Annotated in this window: 25 protein-coding genes and 1 pseudogene; 12 read left to right on the forward strand and 14 right to left on the reverse strand. The window is 73.3% G+C overall.

Going from position 1 to position 26,068, the window contains the following annotated elements:
- Positions 1-139 precede the first annotated feature (139 nt).
- From ACWGKU_RS25055 to ACWGKU_RS25065, 3 genes are all read left to right on the forward strand, one after another.
- Positions 140-1,345, forward strand: a complete 1,206-nt coding sequence (locus tag ACWGKU_RS25055) for a hypothetical protein (RefSeq protein WP_452179496.1) — start codon at positions 140-142, stop codon at positions 1,343-1,345.
- A gap of 2 nt (positions 1,346-1,347) precedes the next feature.
- Positions 1,348-4,029 (forward strand): condensation domain-containing protein, encoded by a 2,682-nt coding sequence (locus ACWGKU_RS25060; RefSeq protein ID WP_452179495.1) that lies wholly within the window; start codon positions 1,348-1,350, stop codon positions 4,027-4,029.
- A gap of 64 nt (positions 4,030-4,093) precedes the next feature.
- Positions 4,094-4,468 (forward strand): hypothetical protein, encoded by a 375-nt coding sequence (locus tag ACWGKU_RS25065; RefSeq protein WP_401045453.1) that lies wholly within the window; start codon positions 4,094-4,096, stop codon positions 4,466-4,468.
- Between the two features lie 629 nt (positions 4,469-5,097).
- Here the strand turns inward: ACWGKU_RS25065 and ACWGKU_RS25070 are convergent.
- Complete coding sequence (locus ACWGKU_RS25070) at positions 5,098-5,961, reverse strand: serine hydrolase (protein ID WP_452179499.1); 864 nt, start codon at positions 5,959-5,961, stop codon at positions 5,098-5,100.
- Positions 5,962-6,062: 101 nt separating this feature from the next.
- Entirely contained in the window at positions 6,063-7,010 is a 948-nt protein-coding gene (locus ACWGKU_RS25075) for a LysR family transcriptional regulator (RefSeq protein WP_401045456.1), read from the reverse strand.
- Positions 7,011-7,171: 161 nt separating this feature from the next.
- Between ACWGKU_RS25075 and bla the strand changes: the two genes are divergently transcribed.
- Positions 7,172-8,143 carry a class A beta-lactamase gene (bla, locus tag ACWGKU_RS25080; protein ID WP_452179494.1) on the forward strand — a complete coding sequence of 324 codons (972 nt, stop codon included), beginning with the start codon at positions 7,172-7,174 and terminating at the stop codon, positions 8,141-8,143.
- Positions 8,144-8,267: 124 nt separating this feature from the next.
- On the opposite strand, the gene ACWGKU_RS25085 is transcribed toward bla, so the two are convergent.
- A complete protein-coding gene (locus ACWGKU_RS25085) occupies positions 8,268-9,119 on the reverse strand; it encodes a LysR substrate-binding domain-containing protein (protein ID WP_452179493.1) in 852 nt (283 codons plus the stop codon).
- Positions 9,120-9,200: 81 nt separating this feature from the next.
- Between ACWGKU_RS25085 and ACWGKU_RS25090 the strand changes: the two genes are divergently transcribed.
- Positions 9,201-10,121, forward strand: coding sequence for an MBL fold metallo-hydrolase (locus tag ACWGKU_RS25090; RefSeq protein ID WP_452179492.1), 921 nt, complete (start codon positions 9,201-9,203; stop codon positions 10,119-10,121).
- 42 nt (positions 10,122-10,163) lie between these two features.
- Here the strand turns inward: ACWGKU_RS25090 and ACWGKU_RS25095 are convergent, their stop codons facing one another.
- Positions 10,164-10,352, reverse strand: coding sequence for a hypothetical protein (locus tag ACWGKU_RS25095; RefSeq protein WP_401045466.1), 189 nt, complete (start codon positions 10,350-10,352; stop codon positions 10,164-10,166).
- 127 nt (positions 10,353-10,479) lie between these two features.
- Positions 10,480-10,980 (reverse strand): hypothetical protein, encoded by a 501-nt coding sequence (locus ACWGKU_RS25100; RefSeq protein WP_452179491.1) that lies wholly within the window; start codon positions 10,978-10,980, stop codon positions 10,480-10,482.
- A gap of 709 nt (positions 10,981-11,689) precedes the next feature.
- Here ACWGKU_RS25100 and ACWGKU_RS25105 point away from each other — a divergent pair.
- Positions 11,690-12,169: a hypothetical protein gene (locus ACWGKU_RS25105; RefSeq protein ID WP_452179490.1), complete on the forward strand. Its 480-nt coding sequence runs from the start codon at positions 11,690-11,692 to the stop codon at positions 12,167-12,169.
- A gap of 190 nt (positions 12,170-12,359) precedes the next feature.
- Here ACWGKU_RS25105 and ACWGKU_RS25110 read toward each other — a convergent pair whose 3' ends face one another.
- The gene (locus ACWGKU_RS25110; RefSeq protein WP_401045474.1) at positions 12,360-13,082 is read right to left on the reverse strand and encodes an LURP-one-related/scramblase family protein; all 723 of its coding nucleotides are present in this window, start codon (positions 13,080-13,082) and stop codon (positions 12,360-12,362) included.
- Between the two features lie 616 nt (positions 13,083-13,698).
- Between ACWGKU_RS25110 and ACWGKU_RS25115 the strand changes: the two genes are divergently transcribed.
- Positions 13,699-15,243, forward strand: coding sequence for a S8 family serine peptidase (locus ACWGKU_RS25115; protein WP_452179489.1), 1,545 nt, complete (start codon positions 13,699-13,701; stop codon positions 15,241-15,243).
- A 192-nt stretch (positions 15,244-15,435) separates the two neighbouring features.
- Positions 15,436-16,050, forward strand: coding sequence for a TetR/AcrR family transcriptional regulator (locus ACWGKU_RS25120; RefSeq protein ID WP_452179488.1), 615 nt, complete (start codon positions 15,436-15,438; stop codon positions 16,048-16,050).
- A gap of 104 nt (positions 16,051-16,154) precedes the next feature.
- On the opposite strand, the gene ACWGKU_RS25125 is transcribed toward ACWGKU_RS25120, so the two are convergent.
- Together ACWGKU_RS25125 and ACWGKU_RS25130 are read right to left on the reverse strand one after the other, a co-directional pair.
- Positions 16,155-16,388, reverse strand: a complete 234-nt coding sequence (locus ACWGKU_RS25125; RefSeq protein ID WP_452191568.1) for a ferredoxin — start codon at positions 16,386-16,388, stop codon at positions 16,155-16,157.
- Positions 16,382-17,590 carry a cytochrome P450 gene (locus tag ACWGKU_RS25130; RefSeq protein ID WP_452179487.1) on the reverse strand — a complete coding sequence of 403 codons (1,209 nt, stop codon included), beginning with the start codon at positions 17,588-17,590 and terminating at the stop codon, positions 16,382-16,384. The genes ACWGKU_RS25125 and ACWGKU_RS25130 overlap by 7 nt, the downstream gene beginning before the upstream one ends.
- A gap of 427 nt (positions 17,591-18,017) precedes the next feature.
- Between ACWGKU_RS25130 and ACWGKU_RS25135 the strand changes: the two genes are divergently transcribed.
- Positions 18,018-18,404: a hypothetical protein gene (locus ACWGKU_RS25135; protein WP_401048095.1), complete on the forward strand. Its 387-nt coding sequence runs from the start codon at positions 18,018-18,020 to the stop codon at positions 18,402-18,404.
- A 154-nt stretch (positions 18,405-18,558) separates the two neighbouring features.
- Positions 18,559-19,200 carry a dihydrofolate reductase family protein gene (locus ACWGKU_RS25140; protein ID WP_401048096.1) on the forward strand — a complete coding sequence of 214 codons (642 nt, stop codon included), beginning with the start codon at positions 18,559-18,561 and terminating at the stop codon, positions 19,198-19,200.
- Positions 19,201-19,314: 114 nt separating this feature from the next.
- On the opposite strand, the gene ACWGKU_RS25145 is transcribed toward ACWGKU_RS25140, so the two are convergent.
- Positions 19,315-19,866 carry a DUF4872 domain-containing protein gene (locus ACWGKU_RS25145; RefSeq protein WP_452179486.1) on the reverse strand — a complete coding sequence of 184 codons (552 nt, stop codon included), beginning with the start codon at positions 19,864-19,866 and terminating at the stop codon, positions 19,315-19,317.
- A 9-nt stretch (positions 19,867-19,875) separates the two neighbouring features.
- Here ACWGKU_RS25145 and ACWGKU_RS25150 point away from each other — a divergent pair, with 9 nt between their 5' ends.
- Positions 19,876-21,333, forward strand: a complete 1,458-nt coding sequence (locus ACWGKU_RS25150) for a S41 family peptidase (protein ID WP_452179485.1) — start codon at positions 19,876-19,878, stop codon at positions 21,331-21,333.
- Positions 21,334-21,398: 65 nt separating this feature from the next.
- Here ACWGKU_RS25150 and ACWGKU_RS25155 read toward each other — a convergent pair whose 3' ends face one another.
- The 5 genes and pseudogenes from ACWGKU_RS25155 to ACWGKU_RS25175 form a co-directional block, all read right to left on the reverse strand.
- Positions 21,399-21,863, reverse strand: a complete 465-nt coding sequence (locus ACWGKU_RS25155) for a VOC family protein (RefSeq protein ID WP_401055836.1) — start codon at positions 21,861-21,863, stop codon at positions 21,399-21,401.
- A 64-nt stretch (positions 21,864-21,927) separates the two neighbouring features.
- Positions 21,928-22,545, reverse strand: a complete 618-nt coding sequence (gene thpR, locus ACWGKU_RS25160; RefSeq protein ID WP_401055838.1) for an RNA 2',3'-cyclic phosphodiesterase — start codon at positions 22,543-22,545, stop codon at positions 21,928-21,930.
- 140 nt (positions 22,546-22,685) lie between these two features.
- Positions 22,686-23,387, reverse strand: a complete 702-nt coding sequence (locus ACWGKU_RS25165; protein ID WP_452191570.1) for a hypothetical protein — start codon at positions 23,385-23,387, stop codon at positions 22,686-22,688.
- On the reverse strand, positions 23,387-24,007 hold the full coding sequence (locus ACWGKU_RS25170; protein ID WP_401056548.1) for a SigE family RNA polymerase sigma factor: 621 nt from the start codon (positions 24,005-24,007) through the stop codon (positions 23,387-23,389). The genes ACWGKU_RS25165 and ACWGKU_RS25170 overlap by 1 nt, the downstream gene beginning before the upstream one ends.
- A 186-nt stretch (positions 24,008-24,193) precedes the next feature.
- A pseudogene (locus tag ACWGKU_RS25175) lies at positions 24,194-24,286 on the reverse strand (carbonic anhydrase); the annotation flags it as partial.
- A 190-nt stretch (positions 24,287-24,476) separates the two neighbouring features.
- On the opposite strand from ACWGKU_RS25175, the gene ACWGKU_RS25180 reads away from it, so the two are divergent.
- Entirely contained in the window at positions 24,477-25,943 is a 1,467-nt protein-coding gene (locus ACWGKU_RS25180) for an alpha/beta hydrolase (RefSeq protein WP_401053105.1), read from the forward strand.
- The last annotated feature ends 125 nt before the right edge of the window (positions 25,944-26,068 follow it).

Raw genomic sequence — 26,068 nt, forward strand, 5'->3', positions numbered from 1 at the left:
CCTGCGTTCTGGGTTCTCGCCCGTGTGGACCCGGCGCGGCGGGCACGGGGGCCTTTGCCCCCCGTGGGGCGGGGCGCGCCCCACCCGCGGGCGCGCCGGCCCGTCCGACCGTTCTCCCATCGGCGAGGAAAGAACCACGATGACGCACCCCGACGAGGTCCTCACCCGGATCGACCTTCGCAGCCCGATCCCCGGAGCGCTGGCCGCCGAGATCGAGCGCCGACTCTTCTTCGTGTCGCCCGAGATCACCGGCTTCGTGGTGCCCGTGGAGGGCGACGAGGTGCGCTCCGTGACACTCCGCTCCGGGCAACCGCTCCCGCACGACGCCCTGACCGAGAAGGTCAACTCCATGGTGGACAACGACGTCCGGAGGCAGTGGGTGACGCCGGCCAAGGCCGTCTGGACCTCGCCGCACCAGCGCACCCCGCACCAGGACGTCTTCGAACTCCTCTCCGAGACCGGCGCGGTGACGGAGGTCGGTGAGGGTCAGGTCGCCGTCGGCGAGCCGCTGCTCTCTCTCTTCACCTACTTCGACCGGGCCGTCTGTGACCTGCTGGCCGAGGACCACGAAGTCCGGGAGTACCGTTACCCGACTCTGATCAGAACGAAGGCGCTGGAGACGGCGGGCTACTTCAAGGCCTTCCCGCAGCACCTGATGTTCGTCACCAGGCTGCGCAACGACCTGGACGTCTACCGCGCCTTCCAGGAGCGGCAGGCCGTCACCGGCATCGACTCCGCGGTGCTGGACTCCTGCGGCAACGTCGACTACTGCCTGCCGCCCACGATGTGCTACCACACCTTCAACCAGTACAGCGACCGCACACTGGAGGCGGGCCGGCTCCACGTGGTCACCTCTCGCGGCAAGTCGTTCCGCTTCGAGGCGGCATACGCCACCAGCCTGGAGCGGCTCTGGGACTTCACCATCCGGGAGATGGTCTTCATGGGCTCCCGGGAAGACGTGCTGGACTCCCGTGAGCGCTTCATGCGGAAGGTCTTCGCCTTCGTCGAGGAGCTCGGCCTGAGCGGCTTCTGCGAGGTGGGCAACGATCCGTTCTTCTGCGGCGCGGACACCTCCGAGCGGATCTGGTCCCAGCGGCTGATGGAGCTCAAGTACGAGCTGCGGCTCCACGTCGCGCCCGGGAAGACGATCGCCGTCGGCTCCTTCAACTTCCACGACGACCTCTTCGGCAAGGCTTTCGGCATCGACCACGGTGCGAACGGCCCGACCCGGAGCGGCTGCGTCGGATTCGGCCTGGAGCGGCTCGTCTACGCCTTCCTCTGCCAGTACGGCCTCGACACCGCAGCGTGGCCCGCCCAGGTCCGCACCGCCGTCAGCGGGAGCTGACCATGAGTGCGAAGAAGGGCCGCGCCCCGCGAGGCCAACGGGAGGAGATCCTCTGCGCGGTGTTCGCCCAGGTGCTCGGGCTCGACCGGGTCACCATCGACGACTCCTTCTTCGAGTTGGGCGGCCACTCCCTGCTGGCCACCCGGCTCGCCGGTCGCATCCGGGCCGCCCTGGACGTGGAGGTCCCGGTCCGGACGATCTTCGAGGCCCCGACCGTCGCCCAACTCACCGAGCACCTGGAGCAGGGCTCCGGCAGCCGACGCCCGCCACTGCGCCCCCGGGGCCGTCCGGCGGAGATCCCGCTCTCGCAGACCCAGCGGCGCCTCTGGTTCCTGAACCGCCTGCACGGCGCGGCCGGACACTACAACATGCCGATGGCCTACCGGCTGCGCGGCGACCTCGACCTGTCCGCCCTGCGACTCGCCCTCGACGACCTGGTCACCTGGCACGAGAGTCTGCGCACCGCTTACCCCGACTGGGACGGCCGACCCCAGCAGGTCGTCCTGGACCCGGACGAGGCTCCGGTCGAGCTGCCGGTCGACGGCGTCACCGAGGCAGGCCTGTCCGAAGCGCTGAGCGCTGCGGCCGGTCACGCCTTCGACCTCACCGCCGAGACGGCACTACGGGCCCAGCTGTTCCGGCTCTCCGCGGACGAACACGTCCTGCTCCTGACCATCCATCACATCGCCTGCGACGGATGGTCGCTGCTCCCCCTGAACCGCGATCTGGCACTCGCATACGCCGCGCGCCGCCTCGGGCAGGAGCCGGCCCGGCCCGAACTACCGGTCCAGTACGTCGACTACACGCTCTGGCAGGACGATCTCCTGGGTGCCCCGGAGGACCCCAACAGCCTGGTCAATCGCCAGCTCTCCTTCTGGGAGGGAGAGTTGGCGGGAATGCCCGACCGCCTACGGATCGATGTGGCGGCCCCGCGTCCGGACACCCCCTCACACCGGGGCGGTCGAGTCCCCTTCCACGTCACGCGGGCGACCCACCGGGAACTGCACCAGCTGGCGCGGGAGACCGGCACCAGCGTCTTCATGGTCGTGCAGGCCGCCCTTGCGACCCTGCTCACCAGGCGCGGAGCCGGCACCGACATCGCCATCGGCATCCCCACCGCCGGGCGCACCGACGAGGGCCTCGACGACCTGATCGGATTCTTCGTCAATACGCTGGTGCTGCGCACCAGGACCGACGGCGACCCGACCTTCCGGGAGCTGCTGTTCCGGGTGCGCAGCACGGACCTGGCGGCCTTCGCTCACCAGGAGGTGCCGTTCGACCACGTGGTCCAGACCATCAACCCGCCGCGCTCCCCCGCGTGGCACCCGCTCATCCAGGTGATGCTCGCATTCCAGAACAACGCGAGCGCCGAGCTCCACCTTCCCGGCCTGGAGGTCCGGACCGAGCCGGTGACGGAGGGGATCACCCGCTTCGACCTCCGCTTCGAGCTGTTCGAGGGCTTCACCGAGCAGCGGAGACCGGACGGCATCGACGGCAGCCTCACCTACGCCCTCGACCTGTTCGTCCCCGCGGAGGCCGAGCGGCTGGCCCGGGAGTTCACCGAGCTGCTCGACGCCGTGGCCGCCGCTCCGGGTCTGCGGCTGGGCGAACTCGGCGGGGCAGCCGTCCATGAGCTGACCGGCAGCCCGTCCGCCGGGCCGGAGCTCGCCGCTGCGGACGGCACCCGGATCGCCTTCGTCTGCTCCCCCTACGGCCAGCAGTGGGTCGGCATGGGGCGGACTCTGTTCCGCACCGAACCCGCCTTCCGCTCGGCCCTGGAGGAGTGCGACAGCGAGCTGGCCCGGCACACCGGCTGGTCCCTCGTCCACGAGCTCTTCCTCGACGAACCCGAAGCCAGGACGAACGACGTCGGCGTCATGCAACCCATCGTCTTCGCCGTCCAAGTGGGCATCGCCCGCTGGCTGGAAGAGGCGGGCGTCCAGCCGGCCGCTGTCACGGGTCACAGCGTCGGCGAGATCGCCGCCAGCGTCATCGCAGGCATCCTCGACCTGCCGGACGCGGTCCGGCTCGTCCATCACTACAGCGATCAGCAACGCCGCGTGGCCGGCCCTCACAGCGGCATGGCCGTGGTGGAGCTCTCGGCCGTCGACCTCTCGAAGCACCTGCGAGGGCTTGAGGGGAGCGTGTCCGTCGCCGCGCGGAACGGCCCGCGGACCACCGTGCTGGCCGGTGACCGGTCCGCGTTGGAGGCCGTCGTCGCCAAGCTCCAGGCCGCGGACGTGCTGTGCGCGATGGTCCGAGTCGACCTGCCGGCCCACAGCCCGGCGATCGATCCGATCCTGGCGGACCTCGAACGGGCCATAGGTGAGCTCACCCCCAGGCCCGGCCGGATCCCGATGATCTCCTCGGTCACGGGGCAAGCGCTCGACTGGCAGCAGGCCACCGCGGGCTACTTCGCCCGGAACCTTCGGCAGCCCGTCCTGCTGGCCGACTCCACCGCCGAGCTGCTGACGGGCCATGACGTACTGGTCGAGGTCAGCGCTCACCCGGTGCTCGCCCCGGCACTGCGGCAGAGCGTCGAGGAGTCCGGTACCGCCGCGACCGTCCTGACCACCATGCGCCGCGGCCAGGACGACCGGACGGGCCTCATCGAGGTACTCAACGCCCTCGAACAGCTCGGCCTGAAGGTGGACTCCCCGGGCCGGCGGACTCGGTCGGCGTAGATCCGATGAGCCGCGCCCACTCCGCACCCCTCAAGAAGGACGAAGCCATCGCCAGGGCGCCCCGGTGTACACCTACGCGCAGACCGGGCAGAGCAACCAGTGGTGGTACGTCACCATGACCTCCACCGACAGCGTCGTCTTCTCCTCCTACGAGACGCAGACGTGCACCGACTTCTTCTGCACCACCAAGACCTATCGGAACCTGCGCCGCAACTTCAACGACACCGGCGAGCTGTCCGAGTACAACCCCTGGTACGACCCGTACGACAACACCGCGACCAGGTCGCGCTGGTGGTACGCGGCCGGCGACGCCGGGGCGTACATCCACTCGGCCGACGGCGACCAGGGCTGCCTGACCGCCCACGCTGGAAGCCAGGTGACGATCGAGGGCTGCCGAACGGGCGACCACACCCAGCAGTGGGCCGTCATCTACAGCTGACCCATTGCGGTGGGCCGCGTCCCGGCACTTCGGGAGCGGCCCATCCGCACGCGTCGATCACGGGATGCGGTGTTCGTCGAACCGTATCGGTACGACTTCTCGCACGGGTGCGTGAACTCTGTGCCGAGCCGCTCTCCTCTGCCCGGCGGTGGCGGCGACGTCGACGAGCGTGGGGGACCCGGCCGTTGCTGCCGGGGCGCAGCTCGGGGTGTCGGTGGTGCGGATCGGCTGGGCGAGGCGTTTCGGACTGAGCTCGTGGGACTCCGCGGACTCCTGTCTGAGGGTGTCCGCCCGTTGCGCGCCGGCGCTCCCTCAGCAGGTCGTCCGCGGTGGCGTCACGACGAGCGCAGGTCCGTCCCGCATGCCGGCGGGCCCGGCGACACCTGCGCGGGTGCCGGCGTCCGGGGCCGTGGCCCGGACGCCGGTGGGGGTTCTGTCCGGTCCTGGCCAGTCGCGGGGCCGGTGCGGCGGTGCCCGGGCGGGGGGTGGTCGCCGGGCACCGCCGTCCTGCGACCGGCAGGTACCCGGGCAAACGAGCGTGCAGCCGATCCGTCACCCGGACGTCGTGGCCAGGAGGGCGGACGGCGGGGCAGCTGGGGGTGGTCTCGGCGTCGGGGTCGCGGCCCCGGTCAGCCCGTCGCGCCGGCTGCCGCCCGGGCCCGGAGGGCGTCGACGGCGAGGCGGGCGGTGGTTCCGATGACGGCGTCGGCGGCGGGCAGGGTGATGGTGGTGGCGGCGGCGCGGGTGAAGACGGCGAGGGCGTAGCGGCCGCCGTCGGGGTATTCGACGACGCCGACCTCGTGGCGCAGCGTGGGGAGGGTGCCGGTCTTGCCGTGGACGCGGACGTCGTCGTAGGGGAAGCCGGAGGCCAGGCGGTGCGGCCAGACCTGGAGGCCGAGGAGGCGTCGCAGGGCGGCGCCGTGGTCGCCGGGGCAGGCGTCGCCGTGCCAGAGGGCGGCGAGCAGGGTGGTCATGTCGCGGGGGGTGCTGTGGTTGGTGAAGGCGGGGTCGAGGACCCTGAGGCGGGCGACGACGGCGGGGTCGACCGGGGAGTCGGGGCCGGTGTCCTCGGCGAGGGCGGCGATGAGGTCGCGGAGCTTGTGGACGGCGACGGTGCGGCTCAGGCCGAGGTCGGCCATGGTGCGGTTGACGGTGTCGAGGCCGATCTGGTCCCACAGGGTGTCGGCGGCGGTGTTGTCGCTGACGGCCGCGGCGAGGTAGGCGAGGTCGCGCAGGGAGAGGCGGGCGGTGTCGAGCATGGCGGCGAGGCCGGTCGGCCCGGGGGTGCGGCCGGCGGCGGGGATCTCGACCTGCCGGGTCAGGTCGATCCGTCCGGCGGCGGCCTCGCGGTACAGCGTCACGAGCAGGCAGACCTTGTGGACGCTGGCGGTGCTGACGGCGGTGTCGGCGCCGAGGCCGATCTCGGCGCCGGTGTCGAGGTCGCGCGCGTGCAGCCGGCCGGTGACGCCCGCGTCGGCGAAGGCCGCGGCGATGCGGGTGCGCGCGGCCCGGCTGTGCGGGGTCCGGTCGGCAGCCGTGCGGTCGGCTGTGGTGCGGTCGGCAGCCGTCCGGTCGGCTGTGGTGCGGTCGCTGGTCACAGCGGGAACTCCATTGCGGGCCGGGGGTGGAGCGGGCGGTTGGGCGGCTGGGGCAGCAGGCCGCCGGGTCCGGTCAGCGCCTCGTGGGCGGCCTGGGCGAACAGCCGGACGGCGGGCCCGCCCCGCCCGGCCGGCCAGGCCGTGGAGGTCCGCCAGGCCAGCGGGGTGCCGGTGAGCGGGCGCCAGACCGTACCCGGTGGGGGTGTGGTGCGCGGCACCAGGGCGATGGCGCTGCCGGTGAGCACGAGCGCGCCCGCGACGTCCGGTCCCGGCGGGTCGACGACGGCCTCGGGGGTGCAGCCGTGCCTGGTCAGCGTGGTGAGGACCTCGTCGTACAGGGCCGGGGCCGTGGCGCGCGGGAAGAGGACCAGGCGCAGGCCGGTCAGTTCGGCCACCGCGAGCTCCGGGCGGTCGGCGTACGGACCGCGGGCGGCGAGCAGGGCGCCGAGCGGCTGGTGCAGGACGGGGCCGAAGGCCAGTCCGTCGGCCGGGCAGGGGTGACGGACGACGGCGACGTCGACGGTGTGCTGGGCGAGTTCGCGCACCACGGCCGCGACCGGCAGTTCCCGCAGTTCGAGCCGGGTGCCCGGGGAGGCGGTCTCGAAGCCGGTGAGCAGCGCGGCCAGGGCGGCCGGCCCGAGTTCGGGCGGGACGGCCGCGCGCAGGGTGCCGGCCCGTCCGCTGCGCAGGTCGGCGGCGGTGGCGAGGAGGCGGGCCGCGCTGTCCAGCGTCTCCTCGGCCTCGGCGAGCAGCAGCCGGCCCGCCGGGGTGAGGTCGACGCCGCGCGGGCCGCGGTCGAACAGGGTCACACCGAGTTCGCGTTCGAGGCGCTGGATCCGCTGGGAGAGCGAGGGCTGGGCGATCCGCAGGCGCTCGGCGGCGCGGCCGAAGTGCCGTTCCTCGGCGACGGCTCGGAAGTGGCGGAGGTGCCCCAGCAGGTCCATGGCCAGTCATCATAGGTGTTTTCTTATCGTCCACTTCATGATTGCGGTCTTGGACTGGGTGGTCGGCGGCCTGTTTAGCTGAGCGCGACCGCGCGACCACGACGGTACGAACCACCGCGAGGGCGCGACCGCGACGGCACGAACCCCCTGGGAGACCACCGATGACGCCCGACCTCCGCCGCACCCGCACCGCGCTGCCCGCGGTGGCCCTGCTCGTGGCCGCGCTGATCGGCGGGTGCGGCCGGGCGGCGAGCAGCGCCCCGACGGCGCCGGCACCGGCGGCGAGCGGCGCGACGGCCCCCGGCGCAGGGGTGGCGAGCGCGACGGTGGCGGGCGTGCCCGCGACCGGCCCGGCGGACGCCTCCTTCGCGGCGCTTGAGCAGCAGTTCGGCGCCCGGCTCGGCGTGTTCGCCGTGGACACCGGCAGCGGCCGGGAGGTCACCCACCGGGCCGACGAGCGGTTCGCGTTCGCGTCCACGATCAAGTCGCTCGCCGCCGGGGCCCTGCTGCGGAAGGCGTCCGACGCGGACCTGGACAAGGTCGTCCCCTACCGCCAGGAGGACGTGCTGGCATGGGCACCGATCACCTCGCAGCACGTGGCGACCGGCATGAAGCTGCGTGACCTGGCTTCCGCCTCCATCCAGTACAGCGACAACACCGCGGCCAACCTGGTCATCGCCGAGCTCGGCGGCCCGGCGGCCGTCCAGCGGTCCCTGCGCGACCTGGGCGACTCGACCACCAGCGTCGACCGCACCGAACCCACCCTCAACGAGGCGACCCCGGGCGACACCCGCGACACCAGCACGCCGCGCGTCCTCGCCGCCGACCTGCGCCGCTACGTGCTCGGCGACGTCCTCACGGAGGGCCGGCGCGGGCTGCTGACGGACTGGCTGGTCGGCAACACGACCGGCGGCCCGTACGTCCGCGCGGGGGTGCCCGCCGACTGGAGGATCGGCGACAAGACCGGCAACGCGGGCTACGGCACCCGCAACGACGTCGCCGTGGCGTGGCCGTCGGACGGGCGCAGCCCGATCGTGATCGTCGTCCTGTCCGATCGCGGCAGGGCGGGCGCCACCTCCGACGACGACCTGATCGCCCAGGCGACGAAGACCGTCGTCAGCATCCTCGGCTGAGCCTCCCCGACCGGTAGGAGCCCCGACCGGTAGGAGCCCCGACCGGCCAGGAACCCCGACCGCAACACCCACATCGACGACGACGCGGGTCCGGGGCGGGGAACACCGGCGCGGGCGGGAGGGTTCAGCGGCGGTGGGTGGCTGTCGCGATGCGGACGAACGAAGGGATCAGCGGGTTCGGGTCGCCCTCGTTCCACGCCACCACCACGCGGCTGGGCGCCATGTCGGCCAGCAGTACCGCGGTCAGTCCCTCGGGCATGTCGTGTCCGAGGGGGGTGATGCCGACCGTGCCGTTCCAGAGCACGGCCTGCCGGCATTCCTGGACGGCCCTCACCGCCGGTCCCCCGCGCGGCCGGCCGCCGGTCCAGTACGCCCCCCACAGCGGGTCGGTGCCGTCCGGGAACCGGAACCAGCACCGGTCGGCCAGGTCGGCCAGCTCCAGGTGCGTGCGGCCGGCCAGGGGGTCGTCGGTGCGCAGCACCGCGCCGACCGGGTCGGTGCGCAGCTCGTGCACGATCAGGCCGGTCTCGTCGAAGGGGGCGCGGGTGAGGGCGATGTCGACCCGTCCGGTGCGCAGTCCGCAGGTGGGGTCGGTCAGGTCGGTCTCGCGGATGCGGACCTCGATGTCCGGGTGTCGCTTGCGGTAGGCGTTGGCCAGGCGCAGGGCGCCGAGGTCGGTGCCGTCGCCGAGCAGGCCGACGGTGATGGCCGTGGGGCCGGTTTCGGCGGTGACGCGTGCGCGGATCCGGTCGGCACGGTCGAGGAGGGTGCGGGCTTCGTCGAGCAGGACGGTTCCGGCCGGGGTGAGGGTGACGCCCTGGGCGGAGCGGTGCAGCAGGGTGGCGCCGAGGTCGGTTTCCAGCTGCTTGATCGCCCGGCTGAGCGGGGGCTGGCTCATGTGCAGCCGGGCGGCGGCCCGGCCGAAGTGGAGTTCCTCGGCGACCGCGACGAAATAGCGCAACGTCCGCAGCTCCATGCTGCGACGATACCCGTGCGGTATCGGGCACGTGCGAATCGGTCTTGGACGGCCGGGGTTCCGGGGCGGTGGAATCGAGGCATGAACGACGTATCGCTTTCCGACCCCGCCGTCCATGTGGCCGGCGTCCAGGAGATCGCCCCCGAGCTGCTGGTGGTCCCGGACCGCGGGATCCCGCTGGTTCCCAACATCGGCATCATCGGCGGCACCGAGGCCGTCCTCGTCGTCGACACCGGCATGGGCACCGCCAACGCCGAGCAGGTCCTCTCCCTGGCGTCCGAGGTGGCCGAGGGGCGCCGCCTGTACCTGACCACCACGCACTTCCACCCCGAGCACGCCTTCGGCGCGCACGTCTTCCACGGCCGGGCCACCTACCTCGCCAACCGTGCCCAGGCCGAGGACCTGAAGGTGAAGGGAGCGGGCTACCTGGAGATGTTCCGCGGGTTCGGCCCGCCGGTCGCCGACCGCCTCGACGGCGACGTCCGCGTGGTCGCCCCCGACGTGGTCTACGACGACGGGTACGACCTGGACCTCGGCGGCCGCTGCGTACGGCTGCGGGCCACCGGCCGGGGCCACACCAAGGGCGACCAGGTGATCGAGGTGCCCGACGCCGGCGTGCTGTTCACCGGCGACCTGGCCGAGACCGGGCAGTTCGCGATCTTTCCCTGGTTCCCGCCGTACGACACCGACGTCTCCGGGATCGGCTGGCTGACGGTGATGGAGCGGCTGGCGGCCGACGGGCACCGTACGGTCGTCCCCGGCCACGGCGCCGTCGGCGGCCCGCAGGTCCTCGGCGACGTCCGCGACTACCTGCGCGAGCTGCGGGACGAGACCTGGCGGCGACGCGACTCCGCCATGGGCGGGAGCGAGATCGTGGCCGAGGTCCGGGCCCTGCTGATCGAACGGCACCCCGAGTGGACCGGACAGGAGTGGATCGAGAAGGGCGTCGGCTGCCTGTGCACCGAACACCCCACCGTCACGGACCAGGACCCGACGGGCTGAGACCCGACGGGCTGAGAAACGGGTGGGCGCGGCCTCGCGGGCTCACCGCCGATGCTGGTTCGACCAGTCACCCCGAAAGCGATAAGCACGGCCGTCACCGACCTGCTTCATCCCGCCGGGAACGACGTCCCCGTGGTACGGATACTGCTCCGTCACCGCCGCCAGCAGGAACTCCAGGAAGCCGCCCTCGAACAGGTCCCACTCCCGCATCGAGTGGAACTTGGCGGCCACCGGCCACCGGCCACCGGTCCGGGTCCGGGCCCCGCATCAGCCAGAAGAATGGTCGGAGTTGTCGTTGTTACCCCATTCGGCGCGAAGGCGGCCTTTGATCAGGATCACGCTGCCGACCGGGCGCAGGTCAGCAGTTCACGATGGTCGAGACGGTCGCGGTCGATTGCGGCCAGCCGGGCTGGTCCACGCTGAACTGGGCGGTCACGGTGCGGCCGCAGGGCACGGTGCCCGTGATGCCGCCGACGTCGCTCCCGCCGGTCGGGATCAGGACGGTCGGGGCGATGGTGCCGAGCGGTGGGCTGGTGACGCCGACGCTGGTCAGCCGGAAGGAGACCTGCTGGTCCTGCCAGGTCGGGCTGGTCGGAGTGGCGCGTCCGAACACGTACACCTGGCCTCCGTTGTTGTTGATGCAGGCCCTGATCGTGAGGTGGTTCGGCGCGCCCGGGTCCCCGCAGACGGTGGTGCCCGGCATGCCGGCGACGGATGCGGAGGCGGTGGCGACGGATGCGGTGGCGGCGGTGGCGGCGGAGGCGGTGGCGGCGGAGGCGGTGGCGGCGGAGGCGGTCTGGGTGCCGGTCAGCGCCGCCAGAGCGGCGGTACCGGCGAGAACGGCAGCAAGGCGTTTCAAGGGGCCCTCCTTCGTCCGGTGCTCTCGGCGGGCGCCGACAGCACTGTGACATGTCACATAGTTCTTATGGGCATTGTGGCAGCCCACCGCGAACGGTGCGCCGAGTTCGCTCAAAGAAGGCCGTCCTGCCGCCCGCAACCGACCGGTGGCATCACCACAAGGCGTGGATACGGCCTGGGCCGTGCCCACCGAACGGGTTGTCACGGCCGCCTTGTCGCACCACCGCCCCGGTCCACGGCGGGGCCGGACGGCCCGGGCGTGGCCGTGCTCAGTCGGCGCCGGCCGCCTCGTCCTCCGCGGCCCCGCTGAAGGGCCCGGGTTGGACCATCGGTCCGAACGGGAAGCTCGCGCCCGACGGCGACCTGATGGCTTCCCCCACGTCCGGGCCGGTCCGCGGACGTACGCCGCACCGCGCCCCGAACGAGCGGGCCTCCGGCGGGGGCGGGCACGCGGATCGGCTGCGTCAGGCGCGGGAGGGACCCGGGGGGCTGATCGGATGAGACGGGCCGGAGGATCCGCGCAGGGCGCGTGGACGGCGGGCGCCGAAGTGATTCTCCGCGACGGAGCGGCCGGGTGACGGCCCGTCGTTGCGTGCTAGAACCATCGACGGCCGTGAACGCCCACCCGCGATCACCGCCCCCTGTACCGCTGCACCACCGTACCGCCGCACCGCGCACCTTCCGGCCGCATTTCCACCGAAGGAGAAAACATGTCCGTCGCACGAACCGTACGGACCGCGCGAACCGCGCCGCTCGCCGCCTTCGCCGCGCTCACCCTGCTGCTCACCGGCGCCGCCACCGCGACGCCGGCCTCCGCCACCGCCACGGGGCTGGACGACACCTGGGCCTGCTCCGTCCCGTCCGGCTACGTCTACGAAGGGGTCGTCTTCAGTCAGACGTGCAGCGGCGGCGGCAGCTGGAAATCGCCGCAGTACCACCTGCGCACGCCCGTCGACGGCCTCACCTCCTGCTCGACCGCCCCCGGCTTCACCTACGACTCCGCCGGCTCGTCCACCACGTGCAGCCTGACGCAGGGCGTGCCGTCCACCACCTTCCACCTCCGCACACCGGTCAGCGGCATGTGGGCGTGCAGCGTCCCGAGCGGTTTCACCTACAGCGCCACCACCTCGAACCTGGACTGCGCCACCGTCCGGGGCGTGCCGACCACCAAGTTCCTTCTGTCCCGCTGACCGGCTGAGCCGGAACACGGGAACGGGTGGGCCGCCCCGCAGCCGCCGGGTGGCCCACCCGTCGGCCGTGATCGGGTGGCGGGCTTCTCCGCCGGGCCGGCGATGACGCACGACTCCGCTCTCCGGCCGGCCCCGCCCCCCGGCAGTCGCCCGGTCGGGGGCGGGGCTCCGAACAACGTACGGTTCGCGGTTATCCGAAGCCGCGGGCGTCCTGCTTCAGCGCGGTGTCCACGGTCAGCGCGGTCGCCACGACCAGGCTGAGCAGCGGGTCGGCGAGCGGACGGTGGATCTGGAGCACGTAGTTGTCGGCCGTGGTGAACATCGTCTTCGCCAGGCCTTCCCAGGTCTTGGTGATCCGGGCGACCTCGGTGTCCGTCTCGTCGACGATGGAGAAGTTCCAGGCCCGCCAGTTCTCCGCCTTGATGGCGCCGATCTTCTGACCGCCGACCTCCAGCGAGAAATTGATCTTCCCGATGGCGTTCTGCTGGATGATCTGGCCGACCTCCTGGCCGTTCGGACGCTGCACGATCACCCGCGACTTGATGAGCTTCGCCGGGCGGGTCAGCAGCAGCACCGGGGTGCCCTGCGCGTCGCGGATCTCCAGCTTGTGGGTCAGGTACTGGTCGAGGGAGGAGAGCAGCCGCAGCACCTTGCGCAGAGCGCTCTGGCCGACCTGGACCACCGAGCCCAGCGTGGCGCCCTGCTGGTCGAAGACGGAGTACTCGTTGGTCAGCTCGATCAGCTTGGCCTTCTGGTTCACCACCAGGACCGGCTCGGAGAAGAGGGTGCCGCCGCCACCGTAGACCGGTCCGACGCCCGCCTGCTGCTGCACCTGGCGCTGCACCTTGGCGGAGTCGCCGGCCGGGGCGGCCGGCTGCCCGGGGAAACCGGGGGTGTTCGTGTTCTGGGACATGGCGGGCAGGCTAGGCCCAATCCTCTGTGGGGAGCTAGATCGTTTTGAACGGCCCCCGGGTTCCTCAGGGCCTTCGCGTTGCGAAGTTGACCTGCGGGTTTGGGTGTTGCGGACGACAGTCGGCCGGCACCCGGCGCAGTGGATGTGTCCGATGTCACATCCACTGATCGTGCGTGGGCGGATGACGGCCTGCCTCGCGGCTGGCCGTCCCGACGCCTGGACGGCGGGAACCTGTGCCCTGCCGGATACCGGGCGCGGGGGGACGACCTCCCTGGACACTCGGGACCGCGAGCACCGGGAGCGTGCGGGAGCGTGCGGCGGCGGCACGACGGCGGCCGGGTGCGGAGGCCACCGCAATCCTGCCGGGGGCCAACGGCGTTGATGTCGGCCGTCGTGCCGCGTCGGGTTCGGCCTCGGCCCGGCCGTGTCGGTTCGCCGCGGGTCCGGTCAGGTCGTTGGCGAGTCATTGCCGAGTCTTTGCCGAGTCATTGATGGTTGGTGAGGTGGCGGGATAGCTTCACTCCTGCACCACGCGTCCTGTACCACCCGTCCTGTTCCTGCCCGGCCGGCGCGCTGTCCTCGGCCGGGTCCTGCACCCGGATGATGTGGAGACCACATGGCTCGACTGCGTTCCTTACTGCGGCTCGGCCCGGCCGTGCCGATCGTGCTGTCGCTGACCGCCTCACTCGGATTCCTCCCCACCCCGGCCTCGGCGACGCCCCGGGCACAGCCCGCCGCGCAGGCCGAGGACGCGCACCCCCTGGCGTACGTCGTCAACACCAGGACCGACCGTCGCACGATCGCCGAGGTGCAGCGGGCCGTCGCCGCGGCCGGCGGCACCGTCGTCGTCACGTACGACGGGATCGGCGTCGTCGTCGCCCACTCGGCGAACCCCGACTTCGGCAGGCGGATGCGCGCGGTGCGCGGAGTGCAGTCGGCGGGCGCCACGCGGACCGCGCCGCTGAGCGCGGCGGGGACCACCGACGAGGGTGGGGTGCGGCGCCTCTCCGAGGCCGAGGCGGCGAGGATCGCGAAGGCGTCCGGCAGCGGCACCGAACCCCTCGAAGCCGAGCAGTGGGCCCTGCGGGCGATCGGCGCGGACAAGGCCGCGGAGATCAACCCCGGCAGCAGGGACGTCACGGTCGCCGTCATCGACACCGGCGTCGACGACACCCACCCGGACCTCGCCGCGAACTTCTCCCCCTCGCAGTCCGCGAACTGCGCCAGCGGCAAGGCCGACACCGCGTACGGCTCCTGGCGGCCGGTGGACGCGGACTACTTCCACGGCACGCACGTGGCGGGCACGATAGCCGCGGCCCGCAACGGCGTCGGCGTCGCGGGCGTGGCACCCGGGGTGAAGGTCTCCGGCATCACGGTCTCCCAGCCCACCCCGCGCCAGCTGATCTACGCCGAAAGCGTCGTCTGCGCCTTCGTGTTCGCCGCCGACCACGGTGTGCAGATCACCAACAACAGCTACTACGTGGACCCGTGGCAGTACAACTGCCTGGACGACCCCGACCAGAAGGCCATCGTCGACGCGGTCGACCGCGCCCAGCTCTACGCGCAGCGCAAGGGCACCCTCAACGTCGCCGGGGCCGGCAACGCCAACCACGACCTGGCCTCCGACGGCTTCACCGACGGTGGCAGCCCCAACGACTCCACCCCGGCGAGCCGGACGGTCGACCCGCACAGGTGCTGGGACCTGCCCGCACAGCTGCCGGGCGTCGTCACGGTCGGCGCGACCGGCGCCAGGAACGCGAAGGCGTACTACTCCAACTACGGCCTCGGCGTGATCGACGTCGCGGCGCCGGGCGGTGACCAGTACCAGGCCTCGGACACACCGTCCGGGGAAGGCGGCATCCTGTCGACGCTGCCGAACAACCAGTACGGCTACGAGCAGGGCACGTCCATGGCCACGCCCCACGCCTCCGGTGTGGCCGCGCTGCTGAAGTCCGCCCACCCGGAGGCGACCCCGGCCCAGTTGCAGGCGCTGCTCAAGGCCCAGGCGGACAACCCGGGGTGCCCGGCCGGCCCGGCCGACCCGCACGGCGGGAACGGCGGGAACGGCGGCGGTTCCGGGGGCGCCGTCTGTGCGGGCGGCAAGCGCGTCAACGGCTTCTACGGCTTCGGCATCGTCAACGCACTGCGCGCGGTCGAGTAGCCGGCACCGCACCGGCCCCGCCGCCGCGGGCGGGCGGCGGGCAGGCCGTGGCCTTCGTCCGACACGCTCACACCGCCCGGGAGTTGGAGGGCTCCGGGGACCACCGGGCGGTCCCCGGCGGCCGACCACCTGCTGCGGCGGCGCCCGCCGGACGTCGCCGCGCTGCCGGCGGCCCTTGGATAGGGTGCCGGGATGGCCCTCGACTCCCCCCGGCTGCTGCGTGCCGATGCCGCCCGCAACGCGGAAAAGATCGTCCGGGCTGCCCGGGAGGTCTTCGCCGAGCAGGGCCCCGACGCCCACCTCGACGACGTGGCGCGCCGGGCTGGCGTCGGGTCCGCCACGCTCTTCCGCCGCTTTCCCGACAAGGCCGCGCTGCTGCGGGCCGTGCTGGACCAGCGTTTCGGCGAGCACGTCCGTCCCGTCATCCAGGCTGCCGCGCACGACGCCGATCCCGCGTCCGGGCTGGTCCGTGTGCTGGAGGCGGCCCTGGAATCGGTGGCCGGCGACGACAACGTGCTGGCCGCCGCCCGCGCCGCCGGCGTGCTGACCCCGGCGACCGGGGAGGAGTTCTTCGCCGCGCTCGACGCTCTCCTGACGCGCGGTCAGGACGCGGGCGTGATCCGCGCCGACCTCGTGCCCGACGATCTGCACCGCATCGTCGTCATGCTGGTCTCGGTGCTGTGGACGATGGAGGCCCGGGAGGACGGCTGGCGCCGGTACCTGGCCCTGGTCCTCGACGGCCTGTCCCCCGCCGGGGCCCGCCCGCTGCCCTGTCCCGCCCCCGCGCTGCACACCCGTACGCCCTGACGCCCTGACGCCCTGACGCCCTGATGCCTGACGCCTGACGCCTGACGCCGAGGCAGGTGCCGGCCGCCACGCCGGGCGGCCGGCACCGCCGGCACCGCCGCCCGTCAGCGCGCCGGGCGCAGCCGGATCGCCGAGGCCGGGCACATGGCGGCCGCCTCACGGGCCTGTTCCGCCGCCGGGCCGCCGGGGTCGGCGGCGAGCACGACGACCCGCCCGGCCTCGTCCTGGTCGAACACCGACGGCGCGGTCATCGCGCACTGCCCCGACGACACGCACCGCGAGGTGTCCGCCTCCACCCGTGCGGCGGGCCGCTCGGGCCGATGGTCCCCGTTCACCACAGGACCGGGACCTCGCCGATGCCGCCCGCCAGCCGTTCGGAGTGGTCGCGCAGGCTGCGCGCGTCCACCGCCAGCCGCAGGCCGGGGAAGCGCCGGAACAGCGCGGTCAGCGCGATCCGCATCTCGGTGCGGGCGAGCGCGTTGCCGATGCAGTAGTGACCGCCGTGCCCGAAGGCCAGGTGCGCGTTGGGGGAACGCGACGGGTCGAAGGCGTCCGGTTCCTCGAAGGCCCGCCCGTCCCGGTTCGCGGCGTTGATGGCCACCAGTACCGCCTCGCCCCGCGCGATCGCCGTCCCGGCGACGGTGACGTCCTCGCGGGCGTAGCGGGTCAGGCCCAGGGCGCCGGGGGCGGCCATCCGCAGGACCTCCTCCACGGTGGCGCGGGCGGACCCCTCGGGGTCGGCGGTGAAGCGGTCGCGCCGGGCGGTGTCGCTCAGCAGGAACAGGACCCCCAGGTCGATCCGGGTCGACGTCGTCTCGTGGCCCGCGAACAGCAGCCCCACCGCCAGGCGGGTCATCTCCTCCTCGGTGAACGAGGGGTCCTGCGTCTGTGCGGCCAGGATGTCGCTGATCACGTCCTGCCCCGGCCGCCTGCGCTTCTCCTCGGCGACGGCGGCCACGTACGCCTCGAACTCGGCCATGGCCGCGGCCCCGTCGGCGCCGCCGTACAGCGCGGCGATCCGTTCCGACCAGCCGCGCAGCAGGTCCCGGTCCGCGACCGGCACGCCCAGCAGCTCGCAGATCACCATCACCGGCAGCGGGAACGACAGGTGGTCGTGCAGGTTGACGGCACGTTGCGGATCCCGCGAACGGTCCTCGTCCATCGCGTCCAGGCAGGACGCGGCGAGGTCCCCGATCCGCTCGCCCATCCGGCGCATCCGCGGCGCGCTGAACGCGGGCGCCAGCATCCGGCGCATCCGCGTGTGTTCGCGGTCCTCCTCCTCGGGCGTGACGGCGGGGCGTGTGTGCAGCGCCGAGGCCGAGATCCTCGGGGCGTCCTCGGTGTCGGGGCGCAGCCGGGAGAACCGGGTGTCGCTCAGGATCACCCGGGTTTCCTCGTAGCGGGTCACCAGCCAGGCCGGGTCGCCGGCGGGTGTCGTCACCCGCGTGATCGGGCCTTCCTCGCGCAGGCGTGCGAGCAGTGGCGCCAGGTCCAGGGCGTTGGGGCGTTCGAAGGGTAACTGCGGTGCGGGCGCGGTCATGGTCTCTCCTCACCGGCCGAAGGGCCACAAGAGCAGGGAACGCTTGGCGGAGCCGCTCTCTCCCGCGCGGCCGGGCCAGGACGGACGAGTGGCCTTCCGGGCCGGCAAGTGAGAGTCAGCTCTCTCTTCTCTCGGGAGAGTAACACCGTCGGCACGCACAGTCAGCCACTGCTGGACCGCACGCGGCGAAAGGGCGGCGGGCCCCCGCGGGCAGAATGGGCGCCGTGCGGTCCGCCTCGTCGGACGGGTGGTGCGCCAGGGGTGAACACCCGCCCCCACGTTCGCGCGTGTGATCGACGATGTTCGGGCAAGTCCGCCCACGAACGGCTGCTTCGAGTCACCGGATATGTCGGATGTGTGACACGACAGGGCGGCCGGGCACGCTGGAGGCTGAGCCGACTCGCAGGCACGCAGCCAGGAGTGAGACATGTTCAGCAAAGTCCGTACCGCCAGGATCACCGCCGCCGTCGCCGCCACCACCCTCGCGGTGAGCCTGGGTGTCGTGGTCGCGCCCTCGGCCTCGGCGGCCGACGACTGTTGGCCCGGGGACAGCAACCGGTGGTACTGCTACAACGTGCCCGGCTCCCCGGTCTACGGCATGGTCGGCAACAACCACGCCTACCCGGACCCCTCCACGATCGTCGGCTACATGAACTCCAACCCCAGCTGGTTCTCCTGCAAGGAGGACAACCAGGCGTGGGTCGGCGGGCCGCACCCGAACCGCTGGCTGATGACCGTCGCCGACAACGGTCGACTCGGCTTCATGAAGGACACCGCCATCACCAGCGAAACCGATCCCGTCCCGAACTGCTGACCGCGAGGCGGCGTCGCACCGGCGGCCCGGGCCGGGCCGGGCGGCGGGTGCGGAAACCGGGCAGCGGAAACCGGGGACCGGCGCGGCGATGAGTTTTCCGGCCCCGGAAGGTCTACATCTCGACGGGGACGACCAACTCATCGGGAGTGCAGACATGGGCCTCATCCACATCGAACTGTTCGCGACCCTCGACCTCGTCGGGCAGGCGCCCGGCGGCCCCGACGAGGACCCGGTGGGGTTCCCGTTCGGCGGCTGGCAGGCGCCCCTGATCGACGAGGGCACCGGGGCGCAGATCCTCGCCGCGTACGAGGGCACGGACGCCCTGCTGCTCGGCCGGCGGACGTACGACATCTTCGCCGCCTACTGGCCGCACCAGAAGGACGGCGAGATCGCCGAGCTCTTCAACCGCGTCCCGAAGTACGTGGCGTCCCGCGGCACGCCCGGCCTCCCGTGGGCCGGGTCCACGCTGCTGGGCCCGGACCTGGCCGGCGCGGTGCGCGAGGTCCGTGACCGGCACGAGCACGTGAAGGTCGTCGGGAGCCTGGACCTGGTGCAGACCCTCCTGCGGGAGAAGCTCTTCGACCGTCTCGACCTGTGGGTGCACCCGATCGTGCTCGGCGTCGGGAAGAAGGTGTTCGACGGTGGCGCGGTGCCCACGAACCTGACGCTCCTCGAACCGCCGGCGGCCGGTGCGCAGGGCACCGTCTACCTGCGCTACGGGCTCGCCGACGGCACGCCCGGGACGGGCGACATGAGCGCGCCCGACCGCGGTCTCGGGCACGACGACGTCCGGTGACCCGATGACCACCGTCGACACCCGCGGGGTCGCCCTGGGTGTCGAGCCGTCCGGTGACACCGGTGTGCCGACACGGCCTTCGGCGCTCCCCACCCCTCGCGGCGCGGCGGCGGCTCACCGCCGGGGCCGGCCACCCATGACCGGCCCGTCGCTGCCGGCCGGCAGCCGGGCCAGTTCCCCCATCGCCTCGCGCTCGATCCGCGCCAGCTCGCCCAGCAGCCCGCCGGCCCGCTCCAGCGGCGCCGCGTCCCCCGACTCCCCGGCCGCGCCGACCAGTCGGGCCACCTCGCTCCGGCCCGCCGCGGCCTCGGCGTACCGGTCGCGGGCGGTGCGCACCCGGGGGTCGTCGAGCAGCTCGGCGCACTCGGCGAGGAATTCCCGGTAGAGGTTGCGTCGAGGACTGCCTTCGTGCGCATCCGCAGCGGCACCTGACGGGTGAGATCCGTGGGGAGGCGAGTAGAGCGCGGAGGGGGCTCCGGGCCGGTGGCGCCGGCGCCGTTGCGGGGGCGGGTACGCCGTAGGGCGGAGGCGGTGGCGGGCCGGTGTACTTCCCTGGTCGGGGTCCGGACCGGTCCGCGGGTTGACGCGTGGCGGCCGGGCGGTCCGTACCGTCGAGCCGTGGGTGGCGGAGGGGTTCCGCGGGGGCGGCCCGGGGATGGAGGGCATGGGCTCGGTATGGGGAGTGGACAGGGGAGGTCGGCGGCCCGGGTGGCGGGCGTCGCGGTGGTCGCGCTCGCGCTCACGGCGGGAACGGCGGGAACGGCGGGGGCAGCCGCCCCGGCGGGAAGCAGTGCGGGGCGGCCGGGCGTCGACCGGCTGGAGGGTGTCTGGCGGACGGACGGGTACGGCACGATCGTCGAGATCCGCGGGACCGCCCTCGCCACCTACGACGTCACCCGGAACAGCTGCACCCCCGGTGTGACCTCCGCCGAACGGTTCGGCGCGCCCCTGCCCGGCGGTGCCGTCCGCTACGGCACTCCCGGGGAGCCGTTCGCCGAGCTGACCGTCACCCCGCGCGGGCGCCACCGGGCCGTGTACGCCAAGGACTCGGGCACCGGCACCCGGACGCTGGAACGGCTGCCCGGCGGGCTGCCGGCGCGGTGCGCGCTGCCGGTCTCCGACGATCCCGTCGCGGTGTTCGACCGGTTCTGGGACAGCTTCGAGGAGAACTACCCCTTCTTCGCCGTCAAGGGCGTCGACTGGCACGCCGCGCGGGCGGCGTACCGGCCGACGGTCACCGCGGAGAACCTGGTGGACACGATCATCGCCATGGTCAAGCCGCTCCGGGACTCGCACGTCGCCCTGCTGCGTGCGCGTCCCGGCGGCGGGTACACCACCTTCTTCCGGGAGATGCGGGACGGCACGGTGGCGCCGACCGCGCAGCTGCTGGCCGCCGTCCTGCCGCCGATCGGCGCCCAACTGGCCGTCCCCGAGCAGCCGTTCGGCAACGGCCTCCTCGGGGTCGGCGAACTCCCGGACGGCCTCGGCTACGTGCGGGTGAGCGCGTTCGGCGACTACGTCGACGGGGCTGGTCAGCGGGACCAGGAGGCCGAGCTCGACAGGGCCGTCGACGCCCTGCTCGGCCGGCCCCGCGCCACGCCCCTGCGCGGGGTGGTGATCGACGCCCGGGTGAACGCCGGCGGCTCGGACGCGCTGGCCGTGCGGCTCGCCTCCCGGTTCACCGACCGGCCGTACCAGGCCTACCGGAAGGTGGCCCGCAACGACCCGGCCGACCCGGGCGCCTTCACCCGGCCCCAGCCGGTCACCGTCCGCCCCTCCCCCGGGGCGGCCCGCTTCACCGGGCCCGTGGCCCTGCTCACCTCGGGCTCGACGGTGAGTGCGGGCGAGACCTTCACCCAGGCGATGATGGGCCGCAGCCCGCGCATCACCCGGATCGGCGAGAACACCCAGGGGGTCTTCTCGGACCAGCTGGCCCGGCGGCTCTCCTCGGACCTCGTGCTGCTGCTGCCGAACGAGGAGTTCCTCACCCCGGCCGGTACCACCTTCGACGGGCCGGGCATCCCGCCGGACGTCCGGACCCCGGTCTTCACGCGGGAGGAGCTGGCCGGGCTGAAGGACTCCGCCCTGACCGAGGCCCGGCGGCTGCTCGGCGGCGGAGCCGGCCGGCCGTGACCGTCGGGCGCCGCGTCGGATCCACCGTCCTCGGCGCGCGTGCCCGGCTCCCCGGCCCTGCGGCCTCAGGCCGGGGCTGCGGCCGGGGCTGCGGCCGGGGCTGCGGCTGCGGCGACGCAGAACTCGTTGCCCTCCGGGTCGGCCATCACGACGTGGTGCCCGTCGAACTCCCGCAGGACGGCCCCGCCCGCCTTCACCAGCCGCTCGGACTCCGCCTTGATCCGCGCCCACCGCTCACCGGGGCTGCCGTGTCCCGGCACCCGGACGTCGATGTGCAGCCGGTTCTTCGCCGTCTTCGGCTCGGGGACCTTGAGGATGGACAGGCGGGGGCCGGCGCCAGCGGGATCGCAGAGCCACGCCCCGTCGTCCGCGGAGTCGTCCTCCGGCAGGTCGAACTGCGCGAGCCACTCCTCACGGGTTTTGAAGGGTGCGGGCGGCGGCTCGTCGACATAGCCCAGTGCCGTCTTCCAGAACGCGGCGAGGAGCGGTGCGTTCGCGCAGTCGAGGGTCAGATCGATTCTGGCTGCCATGACAGGACCGTACTGCGCACCTCCGACAGCCGCGCCGCGAGTCGCGGGCCCGCGGGCCCGCGGGCTACGGCTCGGCGAGGGAGCCGCCGTCGAGGGCCTGGACGGCGGCGCCCAACCGCCACGCCTCGATGTCGCGGTAGTGGATCGGCCCGGGGCCGCGGCCGATGTTGCTGCCGACGAGGTGGAGGCGTTCGGTCCGCCACGGCCGGCCCACGAATCCCGCGAGCCCGGCCGCGGCCTGCGGCACGCTGACGGGGTCGTCACGGCGGGCGCGTGCCAGGGTCAGGTGGGGGCGCAGCGGCCGGTCCCTGAATGCGATTCCGCAGGACCCGACCAGGTCCCGGACGTCGGTGGCGAGCCGGTGCAGTCCTTCCAGGTCCCCGTCGATGCCGGTCCACAGGAGTCGCTGGTCGAAGTGGCCGCCGCCGCGCAGGCCCAGGTGCAGGGCGGGGTGCGACGCGGCCGCCGCGGCCAGCGCCGATCGCAGCAGCGGCACCGCCGTGGACGGCTGTTCGCCGAGGAAGGCCAGGGTGATGTGCCAGTCCTCGATCCGGTTCCACCGCAGCCGCGGGTACCCGGCATATGCGGGCCGCAGGGCCCGGGCCAGTGCGTCCTTGGCGTCGTCGGGCGGGGCGAGCGCCACGAAGACGCGCAGGGTCGGGGGTGCGGGGTGATCGTCCACGAGGGGGGAGGGTAGCCGAGGGTCGGCGGCGCCCTCGACTCCACCGTACGAAACCGTACGGAACCGTGCCGACCACACAGAACCGTGCGGAGCCGGCCGCTCGACGAGCGGCCGGCTCCACTACCGCGCCGCCGGTCCGGTCAGGACGGCAGCGTCTTGCTCGCCAGCACCTTCCCCTGGGCGTCGTACGCGGCGAGCCTGATGCCCTCCAGCGGGTGTGCCCCCGGGCCGTCGGCGGCCTTCTGGCTGGGCCCCCAGACGTAGCCGGTGGCGTAGCCCGGGTCGCCGGGGAGCGAGGCGACGGTGGCCCAGTACGCCTGGCCGTCCACCTCGATGGCCATCCGGGCCACCTGTCCGGGACCGTGGTAGATGAGGTTGTACAGGCCCTCCTGGTGCTGCGGGGGGTTCCCGTAGTACTGCATGGTGATCTCGGTCGTGCCCCCCGCCCAGGAGTGCCCGGAGCACCCCGGGCCGCTCTTGTAGGCGGGAGCGTCGTGGATGCAGATCTCCTGGTCCTTCAGCTGCATCCACCAGTCCGGGCGGCCCAGCGGCAGCTGCTGGCCGGGTTCCACCACCAGGGCCTCGGGAGCCGGCCCCGCCGGTGCCGGCGGGGCCTGCGAGGCGGGCCCGACGGCCCGGCCCCCGCCCTGCGCGGACAGGACCGCACCCGTACCGGCCACCAGCGCGAGCGCGGCCGCCACGGCCGACGCGCCCACCGCCATCCGGCGCCCCCGCCGCTGCCGGCGCACGTGGACCTGCACGGGCCCGGCGGACCAGTCCGCCACCGCGACCCGGGCCGCCTCGTCCCGCAGGGCGCCGCGCACCATGTCCTCGGTGTCCATCACCTGTTGCCTCCGTCCGTGCCGTCGATCGTCGAACCGGTGCCCGCCGCGTACGGGGCCAGCACCGGGTGGCTGCGCAGTTTCGCCAGACCTCGGCTGGCCTGGCTCTTCACGTTGCCGAGCGAGCAGCCGAGCACTTCGGCGACCTGGTACTCGCTCATGTCCTCCCAGTAGCGCAGGACGACCACGGCCCGCTGGCGCTGCGGCAGCTCGGCCAGCGCCTGGAGCAGCACCGAGCGCTCCTCGACGTCGCGGTGGCCGCCGCCCGCGGTGTGCGCCCGATCGGGGAGGACGGGCACGAGCAGCTGCCTGACCCGGCGCCGCCGGTGACGGCTCAGGTTGTTGTTCACCAGGGCCCGGTGGACGTAGGCGTCCGGCTCCTCCAGGCGGCTGATCCGGGACCAGTTCCTGAAGACCTTCGCGAACGTCGCCTGCACCACGTCCTCGGCCTCGTGGTAGTCGCCCGTGAGCAGGTAGGCGGTGCGTACCAGGCGCCGCCAGCGGGTGGCGGCGAACCCCTCGAAGTCGAGCTCCCGCAGGCCGGGGCCGCCCGCGGAAGCCGGTGCCGTGCCGGGCCCGGGCCGGTCCTCCACCGGGATGTGCAATGCGCTCGCGGTCATCCGATTCCTCTTCGTCCACGCGACGACCCGACCGGACCGTCGCTCTGCCCTACTCACCGCCGCGCCGCCGCAAGGGTTGCACGCCGGCGCCGAATCACCTGGGCGTCGAGCACAGGAGGGGGCTCACGAAGGGTCGAGCCGGTCGGGTTGCCGGCGCCGACGACGGCCGACGGCCGACGATCGACGGTGGATGAGGATGATCTCCCGCGTCCCGAGCAGCCGCTGGCTGATCGCCAGCGAGCGGATGGCGTCGTCGGTCGCCACCCCGCCGGGTGACCGCCCCCGTGGACGCCGGCCGGCACCCCGGGCCGGTGGATGACGGGGTATGGGACTCCGGCCCTACGTCGGCGCGGCGGCGTACGCCGCAGGTCGGATCATGAACCCATCCTGGCGCCGTACGGGGTGCGGGGGCGGCGGAACGGAGACTGGAAGCAATTTCCGAGGCACCGATTCTGCACAGAGGACTGGCATGGTTCTGCGAGACGGACGGACGATTTCCGCGCTGACGGTCGGCGCGGTGACGACCGCGCTGGCGGCGCTCACCCCCGTGACGGCGTTCGCGGCGGGCGATCCGCTCCAGCGGTACGCGCAGCAGCAACTCCGTTGGGAGCGTTGCGATGCGGACCGCCCGGCGGCGTTCGAGTGCGCGAAGGTCGAGGTGCCGCTGGACTACGCCGACCCCGGCGGCCGGACGATCGACATCGCGATATCGCGGGTCGAGGCGGGCAGCGCGAAGCAGCGGCACGGCGTGCTGCTGCTGAATCCCGGGGGCCCGGGCGGCCCGGGGCTGACCATGCCCGTGGAGATGGAGCCGCTGCTGCCGGCGGAGGTGCGGGACCGGTTCGACCTGATCGGGTTCGACCCGCGCGGTGCCGGGCAGAGCTCGCCGATCGGCTGCGACCTGAAGGCCGACGAGCGGACCTTCCAACACCCTTACTCGGCAGGCACGTTCGCGAAGGACGTGGCCTGGGCCCGGACGGTGGCCGACAAGTGCTGGGCCAAGGCGGGGGACGTGCTGCCGCACATCACCACCCGCAACACGGCGCGGGACATGGACGTCGTCCGGGCGGCACTGGGCGAGCGGAGGATCTCCTACTTCGGGCATTCGTACGGCACCTACCTGGGCGCCGTCTACGCCCAGATGTTCCCCCAGCGCTCGGACCGCTTCGTGCTCGACAGCGCGCTCGACCCGTCGCTCGTGTGGCGCGCGGGGCTCCGGGAGGCGTCGGCGGGGGCCGAACTCGCCTTCACCCGCTGGACCGAGTGGGCCGCCGCCCGCGACGCGGCGTACGGACTGGGTGCGACGGCGGCGGAGGTCCGCAGGACGTACTGGGACCTGGTCGCCCACGCCGACCGCACGCCCGTCCCGACCGAGGACGGGTCGCTCGACGGCGACGCCGTCCGGTCCGGCTACGCGGCGTTCGTCCACGTCGAGGCCGTCACCCCCTGGATCGTCGCGCTGAAGGCCGCCGCCGCGGGCGGGCCGGCCGCACCGGCGGTGCCGTCGGTCGTTCCGACGGACAACACGGTCTCCGTCGCGTGGGCCGTCCTCTGCGGCGACAACCGCAACTGGCCGCGCGACCCCGAGCAGTACCGCCGGGACGCGGTCCGTGACCGGGCCCGGTACCCGCTGGCCGGCGACCTGGGGGCCAACATCCTGCCGTGCGCGTTCTGGAAGCCGGCGGGCGGCGAGCCGGCCACCGTGGTGAACAACGACGTCAAGGCGCTGATCGTGCAGAACCAGTGGGATCCGCAGGCGACGCTGGCCATGGCCCAGGGCATGCGGCGGGCGCTGCACGGTGCACGGCTGGTCACGGTGGCCGGCGGCGAGGGCCACGGCGTGGTGGTGGCCGGCCCCTCCTGCGCGGACGGCAGCGTCACCCGCTACCTGACCACGGGCCGGCTGCCCGCGAAGGACCTGACCTGCGGCGGTTAGGGCGTTCCTCCGCCTCCGGGCGCACGCCCGGCACCGGCTAGGACAGCAGTTGCGCGGGGACGTCGGTGGCCCGGGTGAACACCGAGACCGGGAGCGGGACGTCGGTGCCCGGCGGGGGCCGCGTC

This window comes from Kitasatospora sp. NPDC054768, assembly GCF_053612025.1.

What these genes read in the sequence shown, in the direction of transcription:
- ACWGKU_RS25055 (WP_452179496.1), top strand. Translation starts at nt 140, where the DNA reads ATGACGCACCCCGACGAGGTCCTCACCCGGATCGACCTTCGCAGCCCG.
- ACWGKU_RS25060 (WP_452179495.1), top strand. Translation starts at nt 1,348, where the DNA reads ATGAGTGCGAAGAAGGGCCGCGCCCCGCGAGGCCAACGGGAGGAGATC.
- ACWGKU_RS25075 (WP_401045456.1), bottom strand. Translation starts at nt 7,010, where the DNA reads ATGGACCTGCTGGGGCACCTCCGCCACTTCCGAGCCGTCGCCGAGGAA.
- bla (WP_452179494.1), top strand. Translation starts at nt 7,172, where the DNA reads ATGACGCCCGACCTCCGCCGCACCCGCACCGCGCTGCCCGCGGTGGCC.
- ACWGKU_RS25085 (WP_452179493.1), bottom strand. Translation starts at nt 9,119, where the DNA reads ATGGAGCTGCGGACGTTGCGCTATTTCGTCGCGGTCGCCGAGGAACTC.
- ACWGKU_RS25090 (WP_452179492.1), top strand. Translation starts at nt 9,201, where the DNA reads ATGAACGACGTATCGCTTTCCGACCCCGCCGTCCATGTGGCCGGCGTC.
- ACWGKU_RS25105 (WP_452179490.1), top strand. Translation starts at nt 11,690, where the DNA reads ATGTCCGTCGCACGAACCGTACGGACCGCGCGAACCGCGCCGCTCGCC.
- ACWGKU_RS25110 (WP_401045474.1), bottom strand. Translation starts at nt 13,082, where the DNA reads ATGTCCCAGAACACGAACACCCCCGGTTTCCCCGGGCAGCCGGCCGCC.
- ACWGKU_RS25115 (WP_452179489.1), top strand. Translation starts at nt 13,699, where the DNA reads ATGGCTCGACTGCGTTCCTTACTGCGGCTCGGCCCGGCCGTGCCGATC.
- ACWGKU_RS25120 (WP_452179488.1), top strand. Translation starts at nt 15,436, where the DNA reads ATGGCCCTCGACTCCCCCCGGCTGCTGCGTGCCGATGCCGCCCGCAAC.
- ACWGKU_RS25130 (WP_452179487.1), bottom strand. Translation starts at nt 17,590, where the DNA reads ATGACCGCGCCCGCACCGCAGTTACCCTTCGAACGCCCCAACGCCCTG.
- ACWGKU_RS25135 (WP_401048095.1), top strand. Translation starts at nt 18,018, where the DNA reads ATGTTCAGCAAAGTCCGTACCGCCAGGATCACCGCCGCCGTCGCCGCC.
- ACWGKU_RS25140 (WP_401048096.1), top strand. Translation starts at nt 18,559, where the DNA reads ATGGGCCTCATCCACATCGAACTGTTCGCGACCCTCGACCTCGTCGGG.
- ACWGKU_RS25145 (WP_452179486.1), bottom strand. Translation starts at nt 19,866, where the DNA reads ATGCCCTCCATCCCCGGGCCGCCCCCGCGGAACCCCTCCGCCACCCAC.
- ACWGKU_RS25150 (WP_452179485.1), top strand. Translation starts at nt 19,876, where the DNA reads ATGGGGAGTGGACAGGGGAGGTCGGCGGCCCGGGTGGCGGGCGTCGCG.
- ACWGKU_RS25155 (WP_401055836.1), bottom strand. Translation starts at nt 21,863, where the DNA reads ATGGCAGCCAGAATCGATCTGACCCTCGACTGCGCGAACGCACCGCTC.
- ACWGKU_RS25165 (WP_452191570.1), bottom strand. Translation starts at nt 23,387, where the DNA reads ATGGACACCGAGGACATGGTGCGCGGCGCCCTGCGGGACGAGGCGGCC.
- ACWGKU_RS25170 (WP_401056548.1), bottom strand. Translation starts at nt 24,007, where the DNA reads ATGACCGCGAGCGCATTGCACATCCCGGTGGAGGACCGGCCCGGGCCC.
- ACWGKU_RS25180 (WP_401053105.1), top strand. Translation starts at nt 24,477, where the DNA reads ATGGTTCTGCGAGACGGACGGACGATTTCCGCGCTGACGGTCGGCGCG.